Origin of the sequence: Haloflavibacter putidus, assembly GCF_006546625.1 — a bacterium.
Lineage (GTDB): Bacteria > Bacteroidota > Bacteroidia > Flavobacteriales > Flavobacteriaceae > Mesonia > Mesonia putida.
The window spans coordinates 191,405-210,885 of sequence record NZ_VIAR01000005.1; the positions used below are offsets into that span (position 1 = coordinate 191,405).

Annotated in this window: 16 protein-coding genes and 2 tRNA genes; 10 read left to right on the top strand and 8 right to left on the bottom strand. The window is 35.4% G+C overall.

The genetic code is table 11. From position 1 onward, the window contains the following. Positions 1 to 25 precede the first annotated feature (25 nt). A complete protein-coding gene (locus tag FKR84_RS07085; RefSeq protein ID WP_141421598.1) occupies positions 26 to 727 on the top strand; it encodes a TlpA family protein disulfide reductase in 702 nt (233 codons plus the stop codon). A 126-nt stretch (positions 728 to 853) separates the two neighbouring features. Here the strand turns inward: FKR84_RS07085 and FKR84_RS07090 are convergent, their stop codons facing one another. After that, a complete protein-coding gene (locus FKR84_RS07090; RefSeq protein WP_141421599.1) occupies positions 854 to 1,822 on the bottom strand; it encodes a lytic transglycosylase domain-containing protein in 969 nt (322 codons plus the stop codon). A 43-nt stretch (positions 1,823 to 1,865) separates the two neighbouring features. Then, a complete protein-coding gene (locus FKR84_RS07095) occupies positions 1,866 to 2,555 on the bottom strand; it encodes an alpha/beta hydrolase (protein WP_233357696.1) in 690 nt (229 codons plus the stop codon). 81 nt (positions 2,556 to 2,636) lie between these two features. On the opposite strand from FKR84_RS07095, the gene FKR84_RS07100 reads away from it, so the two are divergent. Beyond that, positions 2,637 to 3,353, top strand: coding sequence for a pirin family protein (locus tag FKR84_RS07100; protein WP_141421600.1), 717 nt, complete (start codon positions 2,637 to 2,639; stop codon positions 3,351 to 3,353). Positions 3,354 to 3,358: 5 nt separating this feature from the next. Next, complete coding sequence (locus FKR84_RS07105; RefSeq protein ID WP_141421601.1) at positions 3,359 to 3,664, top strand: GNAT family N-acetyltransferase; 306 nt, start codon at positions 3,359 to 3,361, stop codon at positions 3,662 to 3,664. On the opposite strand, the gene mtaB is transcribed toward FKR84_RS07105, so the two are convergent. Next, the gene (mtaB, locus tag FKR84_RS07110; protein WP_141421602.1) at positions 3,661 to 5,004 is read right to left on the bottom strand and encodes a tRNA (N(6)-L-threonylcarbamoyladenosine(37)-C(2))-methylthiotransferase MtaB; all 1,344 of its coding nucleotides are present in this window, start codon (positions 5,002 to 5,004) and stop codon (positions 3,661 to 3,663) included. The two genes, FKR84_RS07105 and mtaB, sit on opposite strands and share 4 nt — an antisense overlap. Positions 5,005 to 5,598: 594 nt before the next feature. On the opposite strand from mtaB, the gene FKR84_RS07115 reads away from it, so the two are divergent. Beyond that, positions 5,599 to 7,209 carry an ABC transporter substrate-binding protein gene (locus tag FKR84_RS07115; protein WP_394348479.1) on the top strand — a complete coding sequence of 537 codons (1,611 nt, stop codon included), beginning with the start codon at positions 5,599 to 5,601 and terminating at the stop codon, positions 7,207 to 7,209. A 30-nt stretch (positions 7,210 to 7,239) separates the two neighbouring features. On the opposite strand, the gene mltG is transcribed toward FKR84_RS07115, so the two are convergent. The 3 genes from mltG to dapF are packed head-to-tail and all read right to left on the bottom strand — an operon-like array spanning position 7,240 to position 9,579. Then, entirely contained in the window at positions 7,240 to 8,283 is a 1,044-nt protein-coding gene (gene mltG / locus FKR84_RS07120; protein ID WP_141421603.1) for an endolytic transglycosylase MltG, read from the bottom strand. Continuing rightward, positions 8,273 to 8,803 (bottom strand): GNAT family N-acetyltransferase, encoded by a 531-nt coding sequence (locus FKR84_RS07125; RefSeq protein ID WP_141421604.1) that lies wholly within the window; start codon positions 8,801 to 8,803, stop codon positions 8,273 to 8,275. The genes mltG and FKR84_RS07125 overlap by 11 nt, the downstream gene beginning before the upstream one ends. Further along, positions 8,797 to 9,579, bottom strand: coding sequence for a diaminopimelate epimerase (gene dapF / locus FKR84_RS07130; RefSeq protein ID WP_141421605.1), 783 nt, complete (start codon positions 9,577 to 9,579; stop codon positions 8,797 to 8,799). The genes FKR84_RS07125 and dapF overlap by 7 nt, the downstream gene beginning before the upstream one ends. Positions 9,580 to 9,663: 84 nt before the next feature. On the opposite strand from dapF, the gene FKR84_RS07135 reads away from it, so the two are divergent. After that, positions 9,664 to 11,085, top strand: coding sequence for a S1C family serine protease (locus tag FKR84_RS07135; RefSeq protein ID WP_141421606.1), 1,422 nt, complete (start codon positions 9,664 to 9,666; stop codon positions 11,083 to 11,085). A 204-nt stretch (positions 11,086 to 11,289) separates the two neighbouring features. Continuing rightward, positions 11,290 to 12,738, top strand: a complete 1,449-nt coding sequence (locus FKR84_RS07140; protein ID WP_141421607.1) for a glyceraldehyde-3-phosphate dehydrogenase — start codon at positions 11,290 to 11,292, stop codon at positions 12,736 to 12,738. Positions 12,739 to 13,055: 317 nt separating this feature from the next. On the opposite strand, the gene FKR84_RS07145 is transcribed toward FKR84_RS07140, so the two are convergent. Further along, positions 13,056 to 14,561 (bottom strand): autotransporter outer membrane beta-barrel domain-containing protein, encoded by a 1,506-nt coding sequence (locus FKR84_RS07145; RefSeq protein WP_141421608.1) that lies wholly within the window; start codon positions 14,559 to 14,561, stop codon positions 13,056 to 13,058. 185 nt (positions 14,562 to 14,746) lie between these two features. Between FKR84_RS07145 and nhaC the strand changes: the two genes are divergently transcribed. The 3 genes from nhaC (at position 14,747) to FKR84_RS07160 (ending at position 17,115) form a co-directional block, all read left to right on the top strand. Next, positions 14,747 to 16,234 (top strand): Na+/H+ antiporter NhaC, encoded by a 1,488-nt coding sequence (gene nhaC, locus FKR84_RS07150; RefSeq protein ID WP_141421609.1) that lies wholly within the window; start codon positions 14,747 to 14,749, stop codon positions 16,232 to 16,234. Next, positions 16,231 to 16,947: a bacillithiol biosynthesis deacetylase BshB1 gene (bshB1, locus tag FKR84_RS07155; RefSeq protein ID WP_141421610.1), complete on the top strand. Its 717-nt coding sequence runs from the start codon at positions 16,231 to 16,233 to the stop codon at positions 16,945 to 16,947. The genes nhaC and bshB1 overlap by 4 nt, the downstream gene beginning before the upstream one ends. Positions 16,948 to 17,039: 92 nt before the next feature. After that, positions 17,040 to 17,115, top strand: a tRNA-His gene (locus tag FKR84_RS07160). Between the two features lie 397 nt (positions 17,116 to 17,512). On the opposite strand, the gene FKR84_RS07165 is transcribed toward FKR84_RS07160, so the two are convergent. Beyond that, positions 17,513 to 18,523, bottom strand: coding sequence for a M28 family metallopeptidase (locus tag FKR84_RS07165; RefSeq protein ID WP_141421621.1), 1,011 nt, complete (start codon positions 18,521 to 18,523; stop codon positions 17,513 to 17,515). Between the two features lie 170 nt (positions 18,524 to 18,693). Between FKR84_RS07165 and FKR84_RS07170 the strand changes: the two genes are divergently transcribed. After that, positions 18,694 to 18,778, top strand: a tRNA-Ser gene (locus tag FKR84_RS07170). The last annotated feature ends 703 nt before the right edge of the window (positions 18,779 to 19,481 follow it).

Below are 19,481 nucleotides of genomic sequence, written 5' to 3' on the forward strand. Positions count from 1 at the left end.
TTGTGTAATTTTAAAATAGTGCTCTATGGTAAGATTTCTACTACTATTTTTAATCACTTTATACAGTTTTTCTACATTTGCCCAGCAAGAAAAATTATTGTTCTCGCAGGCTTTAGATATGTATTTGCCAAAATATAAGTCCAATGTCAAAGAGGCATATCGATTAAAACATGATGAAAAAGCACGCTTTCTTTTTGATAGCTTGGTAAAAAACTGTCTAATAGGGACTTATATGGATGACTTTAAAGTTCGTGATATTAGCAAAGACAAAGAGACGTTATACCAATACCAAAAACCTATTTTTTTAATTACTTATGCCAGTTGGTGCGTTACCGATAAAGGCGAAGTACCGGCACTCAATCAATTAGCACGTGAGTATGGCGAAGATGTGCAATTTGTAGTACTCTTCTGGGATAAACGTTCTGAAGCTTTAGATGCCGCCAGTAAATACAGCGGTTATATAGATGTTTTATACGTTAATGAGCTTAGTAACAAACATGACTTTGTGGTTAAAAACCTTAAGCACGCATTAGGGTTTCCTACGGTTTATCAAATTGGATCAGACAAACAAATTATTGATATACAACGTCTTAAGAAACTGCCTTTTCCCGCAAGCTTTGAAGATTCTTTCAATTTGAATTACGCTACGATCTCCTCCGGGGTTTCTAACATTGTAGCCCACGAAAAAGAATTGTTAAGTACGGTTGAGTTTGCTATTACAGATTAAAACTACTCTACGAGTAGCTTTATTGCGCAACAGCATAAAGAATTAAAAAAGAGTTTTTAAAATTTAGATATTTGGTTAACGCCAATCTATTTTAAAAACTCTTTTCTTGTTTACTTTATAATTTAATTAAGGCTTATAGGTATACGTACCCGGACTTGGTATTTTTATTAAATACAATTTTCTCGAGCTATTATTGAGGTGTTTTTCACGCAACCACGGATTATGTATTTTTAATATTTTATAATTTACACCCATCTTTTTAGAAAAGCGGGCAAAATCTGTAACGGCGGTATCTACTTCTATAAGCCGTGTTTCTATAGGTTGATATAGGTCTTTTTCCGTAAAGTTAAAGCCGTATTTTTCGGGCTGGTTTAAAATTTCTTTTAAAGCCAAAATCCTAAATACATATCTTCCTGTTTCTACATTTAGTAACAAGTCGTAATAATCGTTTACTTCTTGTCTTTCCTGTTGTCTAGAAACGCCTCTCTTTCCTGCATTGTACGCCGCCGCAGCCAAAGTCCATGAACCAAATTGCTCTTTGGCATCTAATAAATAATTACAAGCTGCAAGTGTTGCTTTTTCTATATGGTAACGCTCGTCTACATTGTCGTTTACTTCTAAGCCGTTTTCGCGTGCGGTAGAAGCCATTATCTGCCAAAAACCTGTAGCTCCCGCCGGCGAAACTACTTGTTGCAAGCCGCTTTCTGCAATTGCCAAGTATTTAAAATCCTCCGGAATTCCTTTTTGCTTCAATATTGGCTCGATAATAGGAAAATATTTATTGGCTCTTTTTACAAGTAACAAACCATTAGATTGCCAATAGGTATTTACCAACAACTCACGATCTAAACGTTCTAAAATATCTGGATTTTCTAAAGGAACCCGCTCTCCCGCAAACTCCATTTTTTCTGGTAATGGCACTGCGTAAACATTATAATCTTTAACTGCACTACCCGGATCTGTTTTATGAGCTGTTTCGATAGACTGCTCACCTTCTTTGTTTTCTGTAGCATAACTACTTTGCACTGCCTGAATGCCCAAGCCTACAATTGCAACTAAGCCCACAAAGCTTAGTATATTCTTTATCTTCTTCATCTTCTTCTTTTTTATGGAAATATACTAAAAATCTTTTATTGGTTTACAGTTTTCCGTCTCTAATTAAATTTGGTAAATTTTCATTAAACCATCTATATCTATTTATAATCATAACGTGCGTCCCACCCTTAATTATTATACAATTTTTAATATTCTTTATAGGAAAAACCATATCTGCATCGCCATGAATATGAATCATATCATTTTGAGGCTCGTCTTGCTCCCAAAGCAGCATTTTTTCTATGGCCCAATCTAAATAATATGCATTGCTAAACCACATATATTCTTTATATAAAGCTACGCGTTTTTTTATAAAATCGCTAACAGGTAATTTACTAACTTTCCCAACATGTTTAGCTAAACTTGTAGGAAATATTTTATATAACTTGCTCTTTTTTGCAAGCTTCATGCGTTGTGGTAACTCGTGGTGCGACTTTACGGAAGAAATAATAAGCAGTCTTTTTACGGCAATATGTTTACTCATTTCTTGCACAATAATACCGCCAAAAGAAACCCCTACCAAAACAGGATTTTTATGTTTTATTTCCTGCAACATTCTTTGTACATATGCTTCTAAACTTTCGTTTTCTTGCGGCACCTTCCAACTTAACCAATGTATTTTAAATTTATTTTTGGGCAATTTAATATGCTCGAATATTTTTGGTTTAGCCGCCATTCCCGGCATAAAATAAACGTGCACCAAGTCTTTATTCAACTCCTTTTTAACAAGCATATAACAATAAAATAGGGTTTTAAATGGTAAATTTATAGAAACTTATTTTGATAATTAAAAATTAAGGTTGAAAAGTGAACTATGGAGAAAAAATTTTTCCCTTCCAACCAGCGGGGCGCCGCAAATTACGGCTGGTTAAAAGCGAAGTATTCTTTTAGTTTTGCGAGTTTTTTTAAGCCGGATCAGATGCGGTTTGGTAAACTGCGTGTTCTAAACGATGATACTATTGCCCCAAAATCCGGTTTTGGAAAACACCGACACGAAAATATGGAAATTATTACCATTCCCTTAAAAGGTTCTTTAAAACATACAGATTCTATGGGTAATGAAGGCGTTTTAGAAACAGGGCAAGTGCAAGTAATGAGTGCCGGAACAGGTATAGAACATAACGAAGTTAATCCTTCCGTAATGCAAGAAACTAATATTTTACAGCTGTGGGTACTACCCAAAGAACAAGACATTAAACCGCATTACGAACAAAAAGATATTGACATCAAGTCTTTAAAAAACCAGTTGTTAACAATAGTTACTCCAAAAAATAAAGAGAACGGCAAGACTCTAGGTATTAATCAGCAAGCTTTTTTGCACTTAGGTAAATTAGACCAAGAAAAAACACTAGAATATAATTTGCATAAAGACTATAACGGCGTGTATATGTTCCTCATGCAAGGAAGAATAAAAGTAGACGGACAAAAATTAGAGAAACGAGACGCTTTAGGAATTTGGGATACCACAAAAGTAAGCATCGAAAGTTTGGAAAACGCTTATTTTTTAATTACTGAAGTGCCTCTAAATTAAAAACCATGAAAACCAAGGATTTTGAAATTAACGACAATGCATTTTTAAGACAATTTGAAGCTACCATAGAAGATGAACTGGTAACGCTGGAATACTCTGAACAAGAACGTAAAATTTTCTTGTCTAAATTAACGGTAGCAGAAAATTTACAAGAAAAAGGCTACCAAGAAATATTCCTAACCAAAATTTTTGATTATTTGGCTGAGAAAGAAAAATTAAAGGTAGTGCCTACTTCTAAAGAAGTGCGAAAATTCTTCAGAAAAAACAAAGAAAAATATTCAGAATTGTTACCAATAGGCATCAATATTTAAACGGCTGCTACAGTATTTTCTGCAAAATCAAAGCGTACCAGACCATCTTCATCTATTTTGGTAAGTTTTATTTTATGTAAAGTGTTTACATAATTTGGATTCCACGGCATTTTAACTTTTACATAATTTTCCGTAAAGCCGTGTATAAAACCTTCTTTATTTTCGCCCTCAAACAAAACTTCTAAGGTATTACCCAATTGGCTTTCATAAAAAGCCCGTCTTTTTTTCGCCGAAAGGCCACGTAACATCTTGCTGCGTTTTTTTCTTACTTTATTAGACACAACACCTTCCATTTCTGCTGCCGGGGTATTTGGTCGTTCAGAATAAGTGAAAACGTGCAAGTAAGAAATATTTAACTCATTAAGAAAGTTGTAGGTTTCCAGAAAACGCTCATTGGTTTCACCAGGAAATCCAACAATTACATCTACGCCAATGCAAGCATTTGGCATTGCATTTTTAATAGCCTCTACCCTATCTACATACAACTCTCGCATATATCTTCTGCGCATTAGCTTTAGCAAATCGTTGCTACCGCTTTGTAGCGGAATGTGAAAATGCGGTACAAATGTGTTAGATTTTGCTACAAAATTTATAGTTTCATTTTTCAGCAAATTGGGTTCTATAGAAGAAATTCGTAAACGCTCTATGCCATCTACTTTATCTAAAGCTCTTACCAAATCTAAAAAGGTGTGTTCGTGTTTTTTATTGCCAAATTCTCCTTTTCCGTAATCGCCAATATTAACACCTGTCAACACAATTTCTTTAATGCCTTGGTCTGAAATTTCTTTGGCATTGTCCAAAACATTTTCTAAAGTATCGCTACGCGAAATTCCGCGTGCCAGCGGAATTGTACAATAGGTACATTTATAATCGCAACCATCTTGCACTTTTAAAAATGCGCGGGTTCTATCGCCAATAGAATAAGAGCCTACGTAAAAATCTGCCTCTTCGATTTCGCAAGAATGCACCTCGCCAAATTCGTTTTTGGTCAAATCGTTAAGATAGTCTGTAATCTTAAATTTTTCTGTTGCACCCAAAACCAGATCTACTCCGTCTACTTCTGCCAATTCTTCGGGCTTTAATTGCGCATAACAACCTATGGCAATCACAAAAGCATCGGCATTTTTCTTTTGTGCTTTTTTTACGATGGTTTTAAAACGTTTGTCGGCATTATCTGTAACACTACACGTATTTATTACGTAAATATCTGCAGCTTCAGTAAATTCTACTCTATTAAATCCTTCATTTTCAAAAGACCTCGCAATTGAAGAGGTTTCCGAAAAGTTTAATTTACACCCCAAGGTGTAGAATGCAACGTTTTTATTTTTATTTCTATCCATAAAGCAATCGGCTCCTTTCTTGGTTTTTTAATCTTGGCTATTCATTTACCAACAAGATTAATGGTCATTTCCAACTTAATTTCAGTTTTCTAATAATTAAATAGCTTGCGGTTTTGTGTCAAGCACGGAATGACGGGTGCAAATATACGCCCTTAAAATTTGTTTAGAAAATTGCCGAAATTTTAATTAGAAATTCAATAAGCAACTTATACTATTTTCTAACATATTAATGATTTGGTTTTTCGACTTTTTTTAAGAAGTTTGACTTGTTATGACATTAAAACCTATAAATTTTTAATCATTTTATTACGTCTCGATAAATGGAGCTACCTATTTAATGTTTTTTTTATCTTATTTACGTTACTTTTTCTAAAAGATAATCGCTTTTTAATTGCCTCTCTATTGGTTGCACACGTTTTGTTGCGAAAAATAATTGTTATTTATTTAAAAAACGGTTTGGATAAAAAAACTTCTCAAATCCAGAATCAAAATTAAACGCCGCTAAAAGTTGTTCTACATAGTACAATTAATTTTTATTGTACGCGCTAAGATTACTACTTTTGGAAAATACATAAAACCAGAATTGTGCGCGCTATTTCTCATATTTTCCACTTTAAAAAATTACTGATTTTAGGCATTTTGTTAATCTTGAGTAGTTGCCAAGAAACTACAAATGCCAATAAAGATCATCTTGTTTTTCGTTATAATGAGCATGCTAATATTACATCTTTAGATCCGGCTTTTGCCAAAGACCAGCGTAACATTTGGCCATGCAACCAACTGTATAACAGTTTGGTGCAATTAGACGACAGTTTGAATATACAACCGGATATTGCCAAAAGTTGGCAAATTTCTAACGATGCAAAAGTTTATATTTTTACTTTACGGAAAGATGTCAGCTTTCATAAACATCAAATTTTCGGGAAAGATTCTACTCGCCAAGTTCGCGCAAAAGATGTGGTTTTTAGTTTAAATAGATTAACCGATAAAAATTTGGCTTCGCCCGGAAGTTGGGTGATGCAAAACGTAAAAGAAATTTCCGCGCCAAGCGATTCTATTGTAAAAATTGAACTAAAAAATGCATTTCCAGGATTTTTAGGTTTGCTTTCTATGCAATATTGTTCGGTTGTTCCTACAGAAATGAAAGATCTAGATTTTAGGAAAAACCCAATTGGTACGGGTCCATTTAAATTTAAACGCTGGGAAGCTAATGAAAAGTTGGTTTTTAGAAAAAACAATTTATACTTCGAAAAAGATTCTACCGGGCAACAATTGCCTTATTTAGAAGCGGTAGCCATTACTTTTTTACCGGACAAACAAAGTGAATTTCTACAATTTGCTCAAGGTAATATAGATTTTTTAAGCGGTTTGGATCCTTCTTACAAAGATGAATTATTAGGTATAAACGGTAAGTTAAATAAGAAATATAATGCGCGTATAGATATGCTTTCGGCTTCTTATCTTAATACTGAATATCTGGGGATTTATTTAGATAAAAAAACATCACCAACCGCTTCAAAAAATATTCGGCAAGCAATTAATTACGGCTTTGACAGAAAAAAAATGATTGAATATATGCGTAACGGCATTGGGACACCTGCCACGCACGGCTTTATTCCCAAAGGTTTGCCGGGTTTTTCTACCAAGCAATATTATACTTACAAACCTAAAAAAGCCAAACAATTAATTACAGAATATATTCAAAAGACAGGCAATGCGAATCCGCAAATTACCATTAGCACCAACTCTTCCTATTTAGATTTGGTAGAATATATGCAACGCGAATTGCAAAATATTGGTTTAAGCGTAAATATAGATGTAATGCCGCCTTCTACTTTGCGCCAACAACGTTCTGCAGGTAAATTAGAATTGTTTCGCGCTAGTTGGATAGCAGACTATCCGGATGCACAAAATTATTTGTCTCTATTTTACTCGAAAAACTTTGCGCCAAACGGACCAAATTATACGCATTTTAAAAATGCGGTATTTGATAGTCTTTACGAAAAATCTTTGGAAATAGCTTCTGCCAAAGAACGACAGAAGTATTATAAAAAAATGGATTCTATTGTAATGACAGAAGCAGCAGTTGTGCCTTTGTATTACGATCAAGTAATTAGGTTTAAACAGAAAAATATAAAGAATTTAGGTATAAATCCTATTAACTTATTAGATCTAAAACACGTTTGGAAAGAGAAAAAAGAGTAATTTTCTAAAAAGACTATCTTCTAACTTTGTTTAACGATTAATGCCCATTTTATTAATCCAACGCTTGTACGCGCGGCTATTATTGTTGTGTTGGCGCAAGGTTTTTGCAAATCTATGATAACCAGGATTTTCCGGATTTGCTACAAAATAAAAGTAATCGTGATCTTCATAATCTAAAACCGCTTCTATAGAAGAAATGTCCGGCATACTTATGGGTCCCGGCGGCAAACCTGCGTATTTATAAGTATTGTAAGGAGAATCTATGGTCAAATCTTTATAAAGAACTCTTTTTATAATCGTATCAAATTTATTTTCTTGTTTTTTAAGCGCGTAAATTACTGTAGGATCTGCATCTAGTTTTATTCCGCGTTTATAACGATTCATATAAACACCGGCAACCCGTTTTCTTTCGTCTACTCTGGCGGTTTCCTTTTGCACAATTGCTGCGAGCGTAATTACTTCTTTGGGTTCAAGGTTTATCTTTTTTGCTTGGGCTAAACGCTTTTTAGTCCAAAATCGGTGGTATTCCTCTAACATTCGTTTTCTAAATTCCTTTGCGGAAGTGTTCCAATAAAACTCATATTGGTTAGGTATATACATAGCCAATGCGGTAGTTGGAGAAAAATTGTTTTCTTTTAAAAAGACAGAATCTTTCATTACTTGCACCAAACTACTGCTATCTGCTTCAATTTGTGTGGCGACTCTTCCCGCCAGATTTTCTATACGTTCCTGGTTATTAAAAATAAGTTTTATCGGCTGGTTTTTACTCCGTAAAGTATTTATAATTTCATTGTTATTCATTCCTTTTTTCAGGACGTACTTTCCGGGTTTTATGTAAGAAACATAATCTTTACGCAAAGCAATTTGATGAAAACTTTCTACATCTTTTAGTATAAGTTTTAACTCTTCTAACACTTCTTCGTACGAAGCATCTGTTTTTACGTAAACTGCTTTCGTGGAGCTCTCAAAATCTGTGTTTGGTGCAAAAAGCGCTTGGTAAACAAAATAACTAAAAATTCCCATCGCTACAAGGCCTAACAGAGCAATTGCAACAAGTATGCGTTTAATATACATGGTTTATAAATTGGTATAAATATTCGTTTTTATAGTCTCCGTTAACTAGGTTCCAATCTTTTTTAAGTCCAACCTTTTCAAATCCAATTTTTTCAAAAAGGTTAATACTATTTTTGTTATCCTGACCTATATTGGCGTAAACTTGGTGTAATTTTAAATGTGTAAAAGCATATTTACAAAGTAAATCTAAGGCTTGACTTCCAAGGCCTTTTTCTCTATTTTCTTCTGCTGCAATAAGAATGCCTATTCCTGCTCTTTTATTGGCAGGATCAAAGTCAAATAAATCTATAAGACCTATATTATTTCCATCTAAATCTTCAATAAGCAAACGCAATTGTTTGGCTTCATAGATATCTTGGTGTGCATTTTCTAAATATTGTCTTATTAAAAAACGAGAGTATGGCGTTTGGGTAGCGCTGAGCTCCCAAAATGATTCGTTATTTTCTATTTGATAAATAAAGTCTAAGTCTTCAGGCTCTAAAGGACGTAATTTAACTTTATTCCCAGTAAGTGTTAGCATAAAATTTCGCCTTTAAAAACTTGTTCGGCAGGACCGCTTAGCCAAATGTTTTTGTAATGTTTATCCTCTTTTTCGAAGCTCACCTGCAAATTTCCGCCAAGGGTATCAATACTAATAGTAGATTTACTGGCTAAACCAGCTTCAAAAGCTGCAATTGCCACAGCTGTAACGCCGGTGCCACAAGACAAGGTTTCGTCTTCTACTCCTCTTTCGTAGGTACGTGCGTAAAACTTATTTTCGCCTGTTTGCTCTACAAAATTTACATTAACCCCAGTTTTTTTGTAAAGGTTGTTATAGCGAATTTCACTTCCGTTAGCCTTTACATCTATTTCCTGAACATTTTCCGTAAAAACAATATGGTGCGGAGAACCGGAATCTACAAAATAGGCATTTTTTAAAGTGCTTACCTCATCTATATCTTGCATTTGCAATTTAACATCTTCCGGGTTTACAGTAGCTAAATGTTTACCATCTATAGCAGTGAAAGTCGCTTCTTTTTCTATTATACCTAAGAACTTGGCAAAATGCACAATACATCTCCCGCCATTGCCACACATGCTGCTTTGTTTACCGTCGGCATTAAAATAGACCATTTTAAAATCGTCTGCCTCTTCTTCCGGTTTTTGCAATAAAATAAGACCGTCGGCACCTATGCCAAATTTTCTGTCGCAAAGACGAGAAATTAGTTTGGTATCATTTTTGAAAAAATCTTTACGATTATCAATTAGAATAAAATCGTTTCCAGTACCTTGGTATTTATAGAAATGCAATTGCATAAATAGAATTTTGGCGTGCAAATATACAATTTTGAAAATAAAACAATCGGAAAGAACGTTTAGTTAAAACATAATATTATTACTATGAGAAATTTTGCAAAATTAGTGTTAGTTTCGGTTTTTGGTGGTATTATAACCTTAGGAAGTTACAAATTGTTTTTGGAAGAAGACTATACAATGCCTTCGGTAAAAGAATTTAATCAAAATACAACAGAAGAAGCCTCCTCTTCTACCTCACCATTTTTGGTATCTAATAAATTTTCTTCGGCAGCTCCAGAAAACGTTCCAAATTTTAGAGAAGCAGCCAATAAAACCGTGCATGCCGTGGTGCACGTTAAAAATATGGCAGTATACGAAGGAGCTCGAAATATTTGGGAATATTACTACGGAAAAAGACAGAAGGGTAAAACGCTACGCGGAGCCGGTTCTGGTGTTATTATTACTCCCGATGGTTATATTGTAACCAACAATCACGTAATAAAAGATGCCAATGAAATTCAGATAACTTTAAATAATAATATTACTTACAAAGCAGAATTGGTTGGCGTAGACCCGCAAGCAGATATTGCGCTTTTAAAAATAGATGCTAAAGATTTAGATTATATTCCGTTTGGCGATAGTGATAATGTAAAGATAGGCGATTGGGCGTTGGCGGTAGGAAATCCGTTTAACCTTACTTCTACCGTTACCGCCGGAATTATTAGCGCTAAAGGCAGAGATTTAAATGAAGGCGATGCTAGAATGCAATCTTTTATTCAGACAGATGCGGCTATAAATCCCGGAAATAGCGGGGGAGCACTTGTAAATACAAATGGCGAACTTATTGGGATTAATACCGCTATTACCTCGCAAACCGGGAGTTATATAGGTTACGGATTTGCTGTACCGAGTAATAATGCCAGAAAAATTGTAGAAGATTTGTTGGAATATGGCGATGTGCAACAAGCCATAATTGGTATAACCGGTCAAACCTTAAATCCGAAAGAAGCTAAATCTCAAAATTTATCTATCGCGCAAGGAGTTAGAATAGCCTCGGTAAGCGAAGGCGCAAAAGATGCCGGATTAAAAAGAGGCGATTTAATTACAAAAGTAGATGGCGTAAAAATTAAAAAACTATCTGACTTAACTTCTTATATTAGGACCAAAAGACCTAATGACAAAGTACAGGTTAACTTTTTTAGAGATGGGCGCGAAAAAATCACCAAAGTAGAACTTTCTAAATTTGAAACCTACGCTTTACACGTTGCAGGGGTAGAAATAACCAATGCGAGCGATGCTTATCTTGAGAATTTTGACGCGACTTACGGCGTTAGAATTTTAGGCTCTTTATCGCAAAACTTTGAAGTACCACAAAATCAATTTATCATTATTGGTTTAGACGACCAACCGGTAAGAAGCATTAAAGATGTAGAGAATATTATGAAGAATAAAGGCGAAAATCAACCTACGAAAGTTACCTTTAAAAGCCTTCGTGGAAATATAGAAAGTTACACCTTTAGACCTTAAGCAACTTTTTAAGGTATAGTGTAGACTGTGCAGTGTATAATTTTTTTTTTACGCTTTTAGCTGAAAGCTGTTTCAAATCTAATTCTTTTTCAAACCTAGATTGAAAAAAGGGTTTTTGAAGCAGCTTTTTTGTTTTTAATAGTTAAAACCGTTTATAATCTATATTTTTGCAAACAACTTAAATTTTAAACACAACAAATAAAAATGAGTAAAAATCAAGTTTACGAAAAAGAACTTTCTTTTCAAGCAGACCGTAGACGCGCAGCAGTAGAATTTATTAAAACTGTAAGCGATTTATGGTACGATAAATCGATTGAATTGGTATTGTTTAGAAACCAATTAATAGATAAAAATGTAAGCGAAATTTTAAATCTGCACAAATACGCGGGAGAATTTGTAGAAAAACCAATTTCTATTTTTGATACGGTAGAAATAGCGCAAGCCATAGAGAAAATGGAATTACCTCCGGCAAAATTAGATATAGGAAAACTTACCTACGAATATCATTTAGAAAACAAAAATCATTCGAGTGCAGCAGCTTTTGTTGCAGAAAAACTAGCCGATGCTAAAGAGGAAGACGCTATACAACCTAAAGATGTAGTGCTTTACGGATTTGGTCGTATTGGAAGATTATTGGCTAGAGAACTTATGGCTAGAACCGGAAAAGGCAGTCAGTTGCGACTTAGAGCCATTGTAGTACGCGGCGATATTAGCGAAACCGTTTTACAAAAACGTGCTTCGTTATTGATGAGCGATTCTGTACACGGCGATTTTAATGGCACGGTTTCTATTGACACAGAAAAGAAAACTCTGATTTTTAACGGAACAACCGTTCACGTAATTAGCGCCAACCAACCCGAAGACATAGATTATACCAAATATGGTATTAATGAAGCTTTAATTATAGATAATACCGGCGCTTTTAGAGACAAAGAAGCTTTAGGAAGACATTTAAAAGCTAAAGGAGCTTCAAAAGTTTTACTTACCGCCCCGGGAAAAGGAGTTTCGAACATAGTACACGGCGTAAACCAAAATGATTACGATGTAGATAAAACCGATATTTTTTCTGCCGCTTCCTGTACCACCAATGCAATTACGCCAATTTTAAAAGCGGTAGAAGATTCTTATGGTTTAGAAAATGGACATTTAGAAACCATTCACGCCTATACCAACGACCAGAATTTGGTAGATAATATGCATAAAAAATATAGACGTGGACGTGCAGCAGCTTTAAACATGGTAATAACCGAAACCGGTGCAGGAAAAGCCGTTGCCAAAGCCTTGCCGCAATTAGAAGGCAAGTTAACTTCTAATGCTATTAGAGTACCCGTACCAAACGGCTCTTTGGCTATTTTAAATTTAAATTTAAAGAAAGAAACCTCTGTAGAAGCTATGAATGCTACTTTAAAAAAGTATGCGTTAGAAGGCAATTTGGTAGAGCAGATTAAATATTCTATGGACAATGAATTGGTTTCATCGGATATTGTGGGTTCTTCTGCCCCCTCTATTTACGATAGTAAAGCCACTATTGTAACCGAAAATGGTAAGAATGCGATTTTATATATTTGGTACGATAACGAGTATGGCTATAGCCATCAGGTTATTCGGTTAGCGAAGTATATTGCCAAGGTAAGAAGGTTTACCTATTATTAAGAAGTATTAATTTACAGAATAAAAATCCTTCAGGTTTTTCTTTACGGAAAGAAACGGAAGGATTTTTTTATTGCGCTAACTTTGTTTTTTTCTACTCAACACTATGCTTGTAATTCCTTTACGGAAAAAAACGCTATTTCGTGTTAGTAAGTGAACCACTTCTAATAGTGCATAGAACATTCTATCCAACAAAATAGGATGAAGCCTTGATTTTATAGAAAAGGCCGAGTAATTTTACTGTATCAAAGAAACTAAGCAGAAATAAAAAAGCATCCATTCTAAGGATGCTTTTTTTAAAGAATGAGATTTAGCTCTACTTATTTTTCTAAAATAAGCGCCTCTAATCTTTCCAAACGTTTTTCTAAGCTTTCAATCTTTTGGTCTTTTTCAACATTCAGAGATTTTTGCTCTTTCAGTTTAGTGTTTAATTCGGTTATGTATAAAAAGAGTTCTTCAATTTTCTCTAAGTTAGTAATAGAGGTCTCTCCTATACCAATTTTAAAGTCGTTTGCTTTTATTTCTTCATACGATTTCACTCCCGGTAAATGACCGTTTTCTTTTACAAAAGCCTCTGCTTCCTCTAAGTTCATAAAAGAATAAGAAGAAAGAATATCTGACTTATTGGTATAGTATTTTTCAAAAACATAATCAGGATATGTATTTGCTTCTGTTATAAAGTCACCGCCCATAGTTTGGAAATTACCGTCTTGTGTAACAAAATCACCAACTCCGTTAATTTCGATATTAGCATCTGCGCTAATATCTCCGCCTACGGTTAAGGTGTGGGTTAAAGAATCTACATCTTTATTTATTCCTACCCGGTCTATATTAAAGTCACCGGTAACCAAAGCAATAGAATCTCTTGAATTATTAATATATAATTTATTATCCCCTTTTTCGTAATAACCGGCTTCGTAACCAAGGCCTACGTTACCAGAACCGGTTTCATTGGTGTAAAAAGTATCTGCCCCCAGAACGGTATTATTATTTCCAATAGTGTTTACCTGTAAAGATCGCGCACCTATACCAGTGTTTTTGGCTCCGTTATTATCCCGCATAGTATTTCGACCTATTGAAACGTTTAGATTACCAGTAATGTTTTTATTAAGAGCTGCGGAACCTAGCGCAGTATTGAAGCTTCCACTTACATTATTAGCCATTGTTCCTATCCCAATAGCTATATTTCGGCTTCCATCTGTATTTCGTAGAAGACTACTAAACCCCATCCCAATATTTTCTGAACCTGTCTCATTTAAGAAACCTGAGGACCCACCAATAAAAACGTTTCTATTGTTGGATAGATCGTCATTAGCTCCGGCACTAGCACCAACAAAAACAGAATTTCCTGTATTAAAAACTTCCAACTGACCTTTAGTAGTAACCCGCATTCGTAAGGTATCGTTAGTATGAATGTGCAGCGGTTGATTATCTAAAGTACCCAAGAAATTTGCTGCGGTGGTGCCGGCATTCCCTTCGGTTTGCCAGAAATCGGTGTTTAAAGGGATGGCGTTATTGTCGCCTAAAGCTGTCCACGCGCCGGATGTACCGGCATTATTATCCCAAAAATAGAAACCGGGATCGTTTAAACCGTCTGCAGTGGTTAAATAAATAATCATACTTTGTTGGTCTGCTCCCGGATTGGTACCCGGAAAGCTGTCTAATCGCGGTATAAGTAAACCATCCTGCGCAGAGGGCTGCAAAGGATCTACCACAGTTACATCTAAGCTAGCCTTAGGATCTGTATTGTTTATACCCACTTGTGCTTGCACATAAGCAGACATAAGAAATACGAAAGAAAAAATAGTTAAATAGTGTTTTTTCATAATTATTAATCGAGTTTAAATTCTTTTTTACGAAGTATACAATAATACGAAATTTATCTTACTCTTATGTATAAACAATCTGTTTTTTGCATTTTTTTAGGTGTTTAAAATTATTTTAGCCTATAATTTGCGCTTAAAGTGCAAAAATTGTAACATTACCTTTTCAAAAATTCCTTGTCTTATTAATGAGCAAACAAAACCCAACCTCCAACGAAGAAACTATAGAGCAAAATAAAGAACTTGGTATATGGGAAGCCTTAATCCCCGTATTTGCACTTGTTATAATGCTTGCATACAATGTTTTTGTTTTTGGCGATGCGGCCTTGGGAGGTTCTAATCAGTTTATTCTTTTATTGGGTGGCGCAGTAGCCGCCATTGTTGGTGTTTTTAATAAGGTTTCTTTTGATAATATGGTAGAAGAGGTAGCCACCAATATTAAATCTACAGCCGGCGCTATTCTTATTTTATTAATGGTAGGCGCATTAGCCGGCACTTGGCTGGTTAGCGGTATTATTCCCACTATGATTTATTACGGTTTACAAATTTTAAACCCAACTATATTTCTCGCGGCTTGTGTGGTTATTTGCGCGGTTATTTCTGTGGCTACCGGTAGTAGCTGGACCACCTCTGCCACCGTAGGTATTGCATTGATTGGTATTGCCAACGCTTTAGGAATTTCTGTAGGAATGACGGCAGGAGCAATTCTATCGGGAGCTTATTTTGGCGATAAGATGTCGCCGTTGAGTGATACAACCAATTTAGCACCTGCAATGGCAGGAACAGACCTGTTTACACATATTAGGTATATGATGATTACCACTGTACCAACTATTACGCTTACCTTGATTATTTTTGTGATTATCGGTTTAAATATAGATCCGTCAGGAGCTGCCAACACGCAAAATATTTTAAATTCTATTGAAGCTGCCTTTACCATTTCACCTTGGTTGTTTGCAGTACCTATTATTGTAATTTATCTCATTGTTCGAAAAACACCTCCTTTAGTAGCTCTATTGCTCGGAACACTTTTAGCCGCAGCTGCCGCCTTATTTTTTCAGCCGGAAATAATTGCCGGTATTGGTGGTGGTAATCAGTTGAGTTTTTATACAGCTTATAAAGGTTTGATGAATGCCATTACCGTAGATACAGCTATAGAAACTTCTAATGCAGCCTTAAATGATTTATTTTCGTCAGGCGGAATGCAAGGAATGTTAGGTACTATTTGGCTGATAATTTGCGCGATGGTTTTTGGCGGAATTATGGATGCCATAGGAGCTTTAGCCAGAATTAGTAAAGCGTTACTGAATTTATTTCACACCACTTTTGGTTTATTTGCCAGTACCGTGGTAAGTTGTTTGGCATTAAATGCCACCGCATCTGACCAGTACCTGTCTATTGTAGTGCCGGGAAAAATGTTTGCCAAAGCTTATAAAGATAAAGGTCTTGCGCCCGAAAACCTGAGTCGTACCTTAGAAGATTCTGCCACGGTAACTTCTGTTTTGGTGCCGTGGAATACTTGTGGCGCATACCATAGCGGCGTTTTAGGCGTTCCGGTGGCCAGTTATTTTGGCTACGCATTTTTTAATTATTTGAGTCCGTTTACTACCCTACTCTTCGCTGCATTTAATATTAAAATAAAACAACTTACAGAAAAAAAGAAAGCAACAGTATGAAATTAGATATTTTGGCAATTGGAGCGCATCCCGATGATGTAGAACTAAGCTGCTCGGGTACCTTGGCCAAAGAAATTGCCAAGGGTAAAAAAGTTGGTATTTTAGATTTAACACGTGGCGAACTTGGCACAAGAGGTTCTGCTGAAATAAGAAAACAAGAAGCCGAAACTGCTGCAAAATTATTGGGAGTAGAAGTACGAGAAAACTTAGGTTTTGAAGATGCTTTTTTTGTAAACGATAAAGCGCACCAGCTTAAAATAATTGAAGTAATACGTAAATACAAACCAGAAATTGTTATTGCCAATGCCATAACCGATAGGCATATAGACCACGGCAAAGCCAGTAAATTAACAGAAGATGCTTGCTTTTTAAGCGGGTTACAAAAAATTGAAACGTTTTATAAGGAAGAAAAACAAGAAGCTTGGCGACCAAAACAAGTATTGCATTATATACAATGGAAAGATATTGAACCGGATATTATTGTAGATATTTCCGGCTTTATGGAAGCTAAACTCAACGCAGTAAAAGCCTATAAGTCGCAATTTTTTAATGCGGAGAGTGAAGAGCCTTCTACCCCTATTTCCAGCAGCAATTTCTTGGAAAGCGTGCGCTATCGTGCTGCTAATTTGGGTAGGTTAATAGGAAAAGATTATGCCGAAGGATTTACTACGGAGCGTCACGCGGCAATAAATTCTGTTTTCGACTTAATTTAATAGATAAAAAGTTTTGTAAAATGTAGGAATTAATTAAATTTGCATCCGCATTTATAGGCTATAGTGTAAAGCAAGTTCTTTAAAGCAAATATGGTGGTTGTAGCTCAGTTGGTTAGAGCGCCTGATTGTGGTTCAGGAGGTCGTCGGTTCGAGACCGATCTTCCACCCTTTTTTAAATCCTCGTTTAATTTTTAAACGGGGATTTTTTTTGTTTTAAAAACAGTGGTGTGTCTTAAGAAACCAAAACCGCTGCGCTTTTAGAACCAAGAATCAAGACTTAATTTTAACTAACTGCTATATAATTATTCAAAATAATAATACCTTCTTATTGGTAAAAAAAGTCTTTTATAGAAAATGAGACATAGATCTTAAAACTTGTGAGATTCTGTACTTCCAATGGCTTAAAGGAAGTATAGCGTATTGAAAACTTTTTCGGCCAGGGATAGGAATGGAAATCCCGCAAGCCCTTTTTTGGGCTGAGGAATTGAAATGTATAGCCCGGTTTTATAAAAAAAGCAGTTTTTTTTAACCTGCTTTTTTTATAAAAGGACGCCAAATTATGCGTTTAATTAGCTTTATCTACTTCTAAACGTTTGTCGCGATTGGCGATTTCCCAAGCGGTGTAAAAAATTAACTTGGCTCGTTTGGCAAGCAAATCGTATTCTATTTTGTCGGGCGTATCGGTTGGTTTATGATAATCTGCATGCGTGCCGTTAAAATAGAATATTACCGGGATATTATGTTTGGCAAAGTTATAATGGTCGCTTCGGTAATAAAAACGGTTTGGATCTCCGGGCTCGTTATAGGTGTAATCTATATCAAAATTTGTGTAGGTGTCGTTTACCTTTTCGGAAAGTTCGTGCAGCTCTGTGCTCAAACGATCGCTGCCAATTAAATAGATATAATTGGGGTTATCTTCGTGTTTTGGATCTATACGGCCAATCATATCTGTATTGAGGTTAGCTACAGTGTTTTCTAAAGGAAAAATAGGGTTCTCGGTGTAATATTTAGAGCCCAGAAGTCCTTTTTCCTCGCCGGTTACGTGCAGAAAAAGAATAGATCTGCGAGGTCTAAAGCCGTCTTTTGCAGCTTTTTTAAAAGCTTCGGCTATTTCTAATAATGCAACATTACCGGAGCCATCATCGTCTGCGCCGTTGTAAATATTGCCTTGACCGTCTACACCCAAATGGTCGTAGTGTGCTGAAAGCACCACAATCTCATCGGGAAACTCGCTACCTTTTATATAGGCTACAACATTTTCTGAATCTTTAAATTTATAGTCAAAAAAACTGGAGGGGATTTCTTGAAAATATTGGTTTTTGTTGATTGGTGCGCCAACATTGATTTTCTGGTATTCTTTTTTAAGGTAATTGGCTGCTTTTTTTTGTCCGGGTTCTCCGGTATCGCGACCTTCAAACTCGTCTGAAGCAAAAGTGTACAAATGATCTTTAAGTTCTGCAGGTGTTATGGTGGCTCCGTAAATTTCGGGATTTGCTTTTGTAACCGATTTTTCCTTTTGTACTTTACAGGAGATAAACACGGAAAGGAAAAGTACCAATGCGATAGATTTTCTCATCATAATCTTTATTATTTTTCTAGCTTAAGTAATTGGTTGCCAAGATATCATTTTTTAGGCAAATAAAAACTTTGCTTTGCGCATAAAATTTGCCAATAAAAATTTTTTCTAATTAAAAAAAGCTTCTATATTTGCACCCGCATTCAGGCAATACCTGATGAGACACTTTGGGAGAAATGGCAGAGTGGTCGAATGCACCGGTCTTGAAAACCGGCGAGGGTCACACCTCCGGGGGTTCGAATCCCTCTTTCTCCGCTTTATAAAACCGTAAACGCTTTAAAAAAAAGCTTTTACGGTTTTTTATTTGTTTAATATCCCCACATTATCCCCGCTTTTTAAGGATCAATGGATCAAGAACAATTGTTATATTTAGGAAGAATTGAGATTAATTAGATAATTCTCACAAGTTACAGAGTGAATGCAAGGGACTAAAGTCCCTTGTTGCATAGACCGAGAGATTCAGGGTAAAATCGGATCAATCCCAATTGTTGTGTTTAGGCAAAAATTGTAATTAATCTGTATAGAGAAAATTCTACATTTTTGCATTACAGAAGATCACGGGTAAGAGTTTCTATAAATGGAAGCAGAATAATCTGCAAAAAGCCCAGAGATCATAATAGCGATATCGCGTTTTATGGCTAGGTGTGGAGTTTGAGAGATTATCACAAATATTCTCTCTTCGAAATCTTTCCTAAAAGAGATTCTCCTTCTTTTACCATTGTGTTTTATAGAGATCAGTAGCTAGTTACTTAACTTTAAGTGAATGTTTGTTCCGTATGTCAGACTAAGCAGTCCAAGTCCACTTTCAGTAAAGAGTTTTCGACTGCGCTATTAGTTTTACATTTTATATTTACAAGAAGTTTAACCTTATTAAATTTCTGAAAAACCAGAGGGCAAGGTGAACTATTTCGACTCTTGAAATTTAAGTTTCATCTTGAGCATTAGTCCTTGCCCTCTT

Excerpts from the sequence above, each read along its gene's own strand:
- FKR84_RS07085 (WP_141421598.1), top strand. The coding sequence starts at position 26 with ATGGTAAGATTTCTACTACTATTTTTAATCACTTTATACAGTTTTTCT.
- FKR84_RS07125 (WP_141421604.1), bottom strand. The coding sequence starts at position 8,803 with ATGCTAACACTTACTGGGAATAAAGTTAAATTACGTCCTTTAGAGCCT.
- dapF (WP_141421605.1), bottom strand. The coding sequence starts at position 9,579 with ATGCAATTGCATTTCTATAAATACCAAGGTACTGGAAACGATTTTATT.
- FKR84_RS07100 (WP_141421600.1), top strand. The coding sequence starts at position 2,637 with ATGGAGAAAAAATTTTTCCCTTCCAACCAGCGGGGCGCCGCAAATTAC.
- FKR84_RS07135 (WP_141421606.1), top strand. The coding sequence starts at position 9,664 with ATGAGAAATTTTGCAAAATTAGTGTTAGTTTCGGTTTTTGGTGGTATT.
- FKR84_RS07145 (WP_141421608.1), bottom strand. The coding sequence starts at position 14,561 with ATGAAAAAACACTATTTAACTATTTTTTCTTTCGTATTTCTTATGTCT.
- mtaB (WP_141421602.1), bottom strand. The coding sequence starts at position 5,004 with ATGGATAGAAATAAAAATAAAAACGTTGCATTCTACACCTTGGGGTGT.
- nhaC (WP_141421609.1), top strand. The coding sequence starts at position 14,747 with ATGAGCAAACAAAACCCAACCTCCAACGAAGAAACTATAGAGCAAAAT.
- FKR84_RS07105 (WP_141421601.1), top strand. The coding sequence starts at position 3,359 with ATGAAAACCAAGGATTTTGAAATTAACGACAATGCATTTTTAAGACAA.
- FKR84_RS07165 (WP_141421621.1), bottom strand. The coding sequence starts at position 18,523 with ATGAGAAAATCTATCGCATTGGTACTTTTCCTTTCCGTGTTTATCTCC.
- FKR84_RS07090 (WP_141421599.1), bottom strand. The coding sequence starts at position 1,822 with ATGAAGAAGATAAAGAATATACTAAGCTTTGTGGGCTTAGTTGCAATT.
- FKR84_RS07140 (WP_141421607.1), top strand. The coding sequence starts at position 11,290 with ATGAGTAAAAATCAAGTTTACGAAAAAGAACTTTCTTTTCAAGCAGAC.
- FKR84_RS07095 (WP_233357696.1), bottom strand. The coding sequence starts at position 2,555 with ATGCTTGTTAAAAAGGAGTTGAATAAAGACTTGGTGCACGTTTATTTT.
- bshB1 (WP_141421610.1), top strand. The coding sequence starts at position 16,231 with ATGAAATTAGATATTTTGGCAATTGGAGCGCATCCCGATGATGTAGAA.
- mltG (WP_141421603.1), bottom strand. The coding sequence starts at position 8,283 with ATGTATATTAAACGCATACTTGTTGCAATTGCTCTGTTAGGCCTTGTA.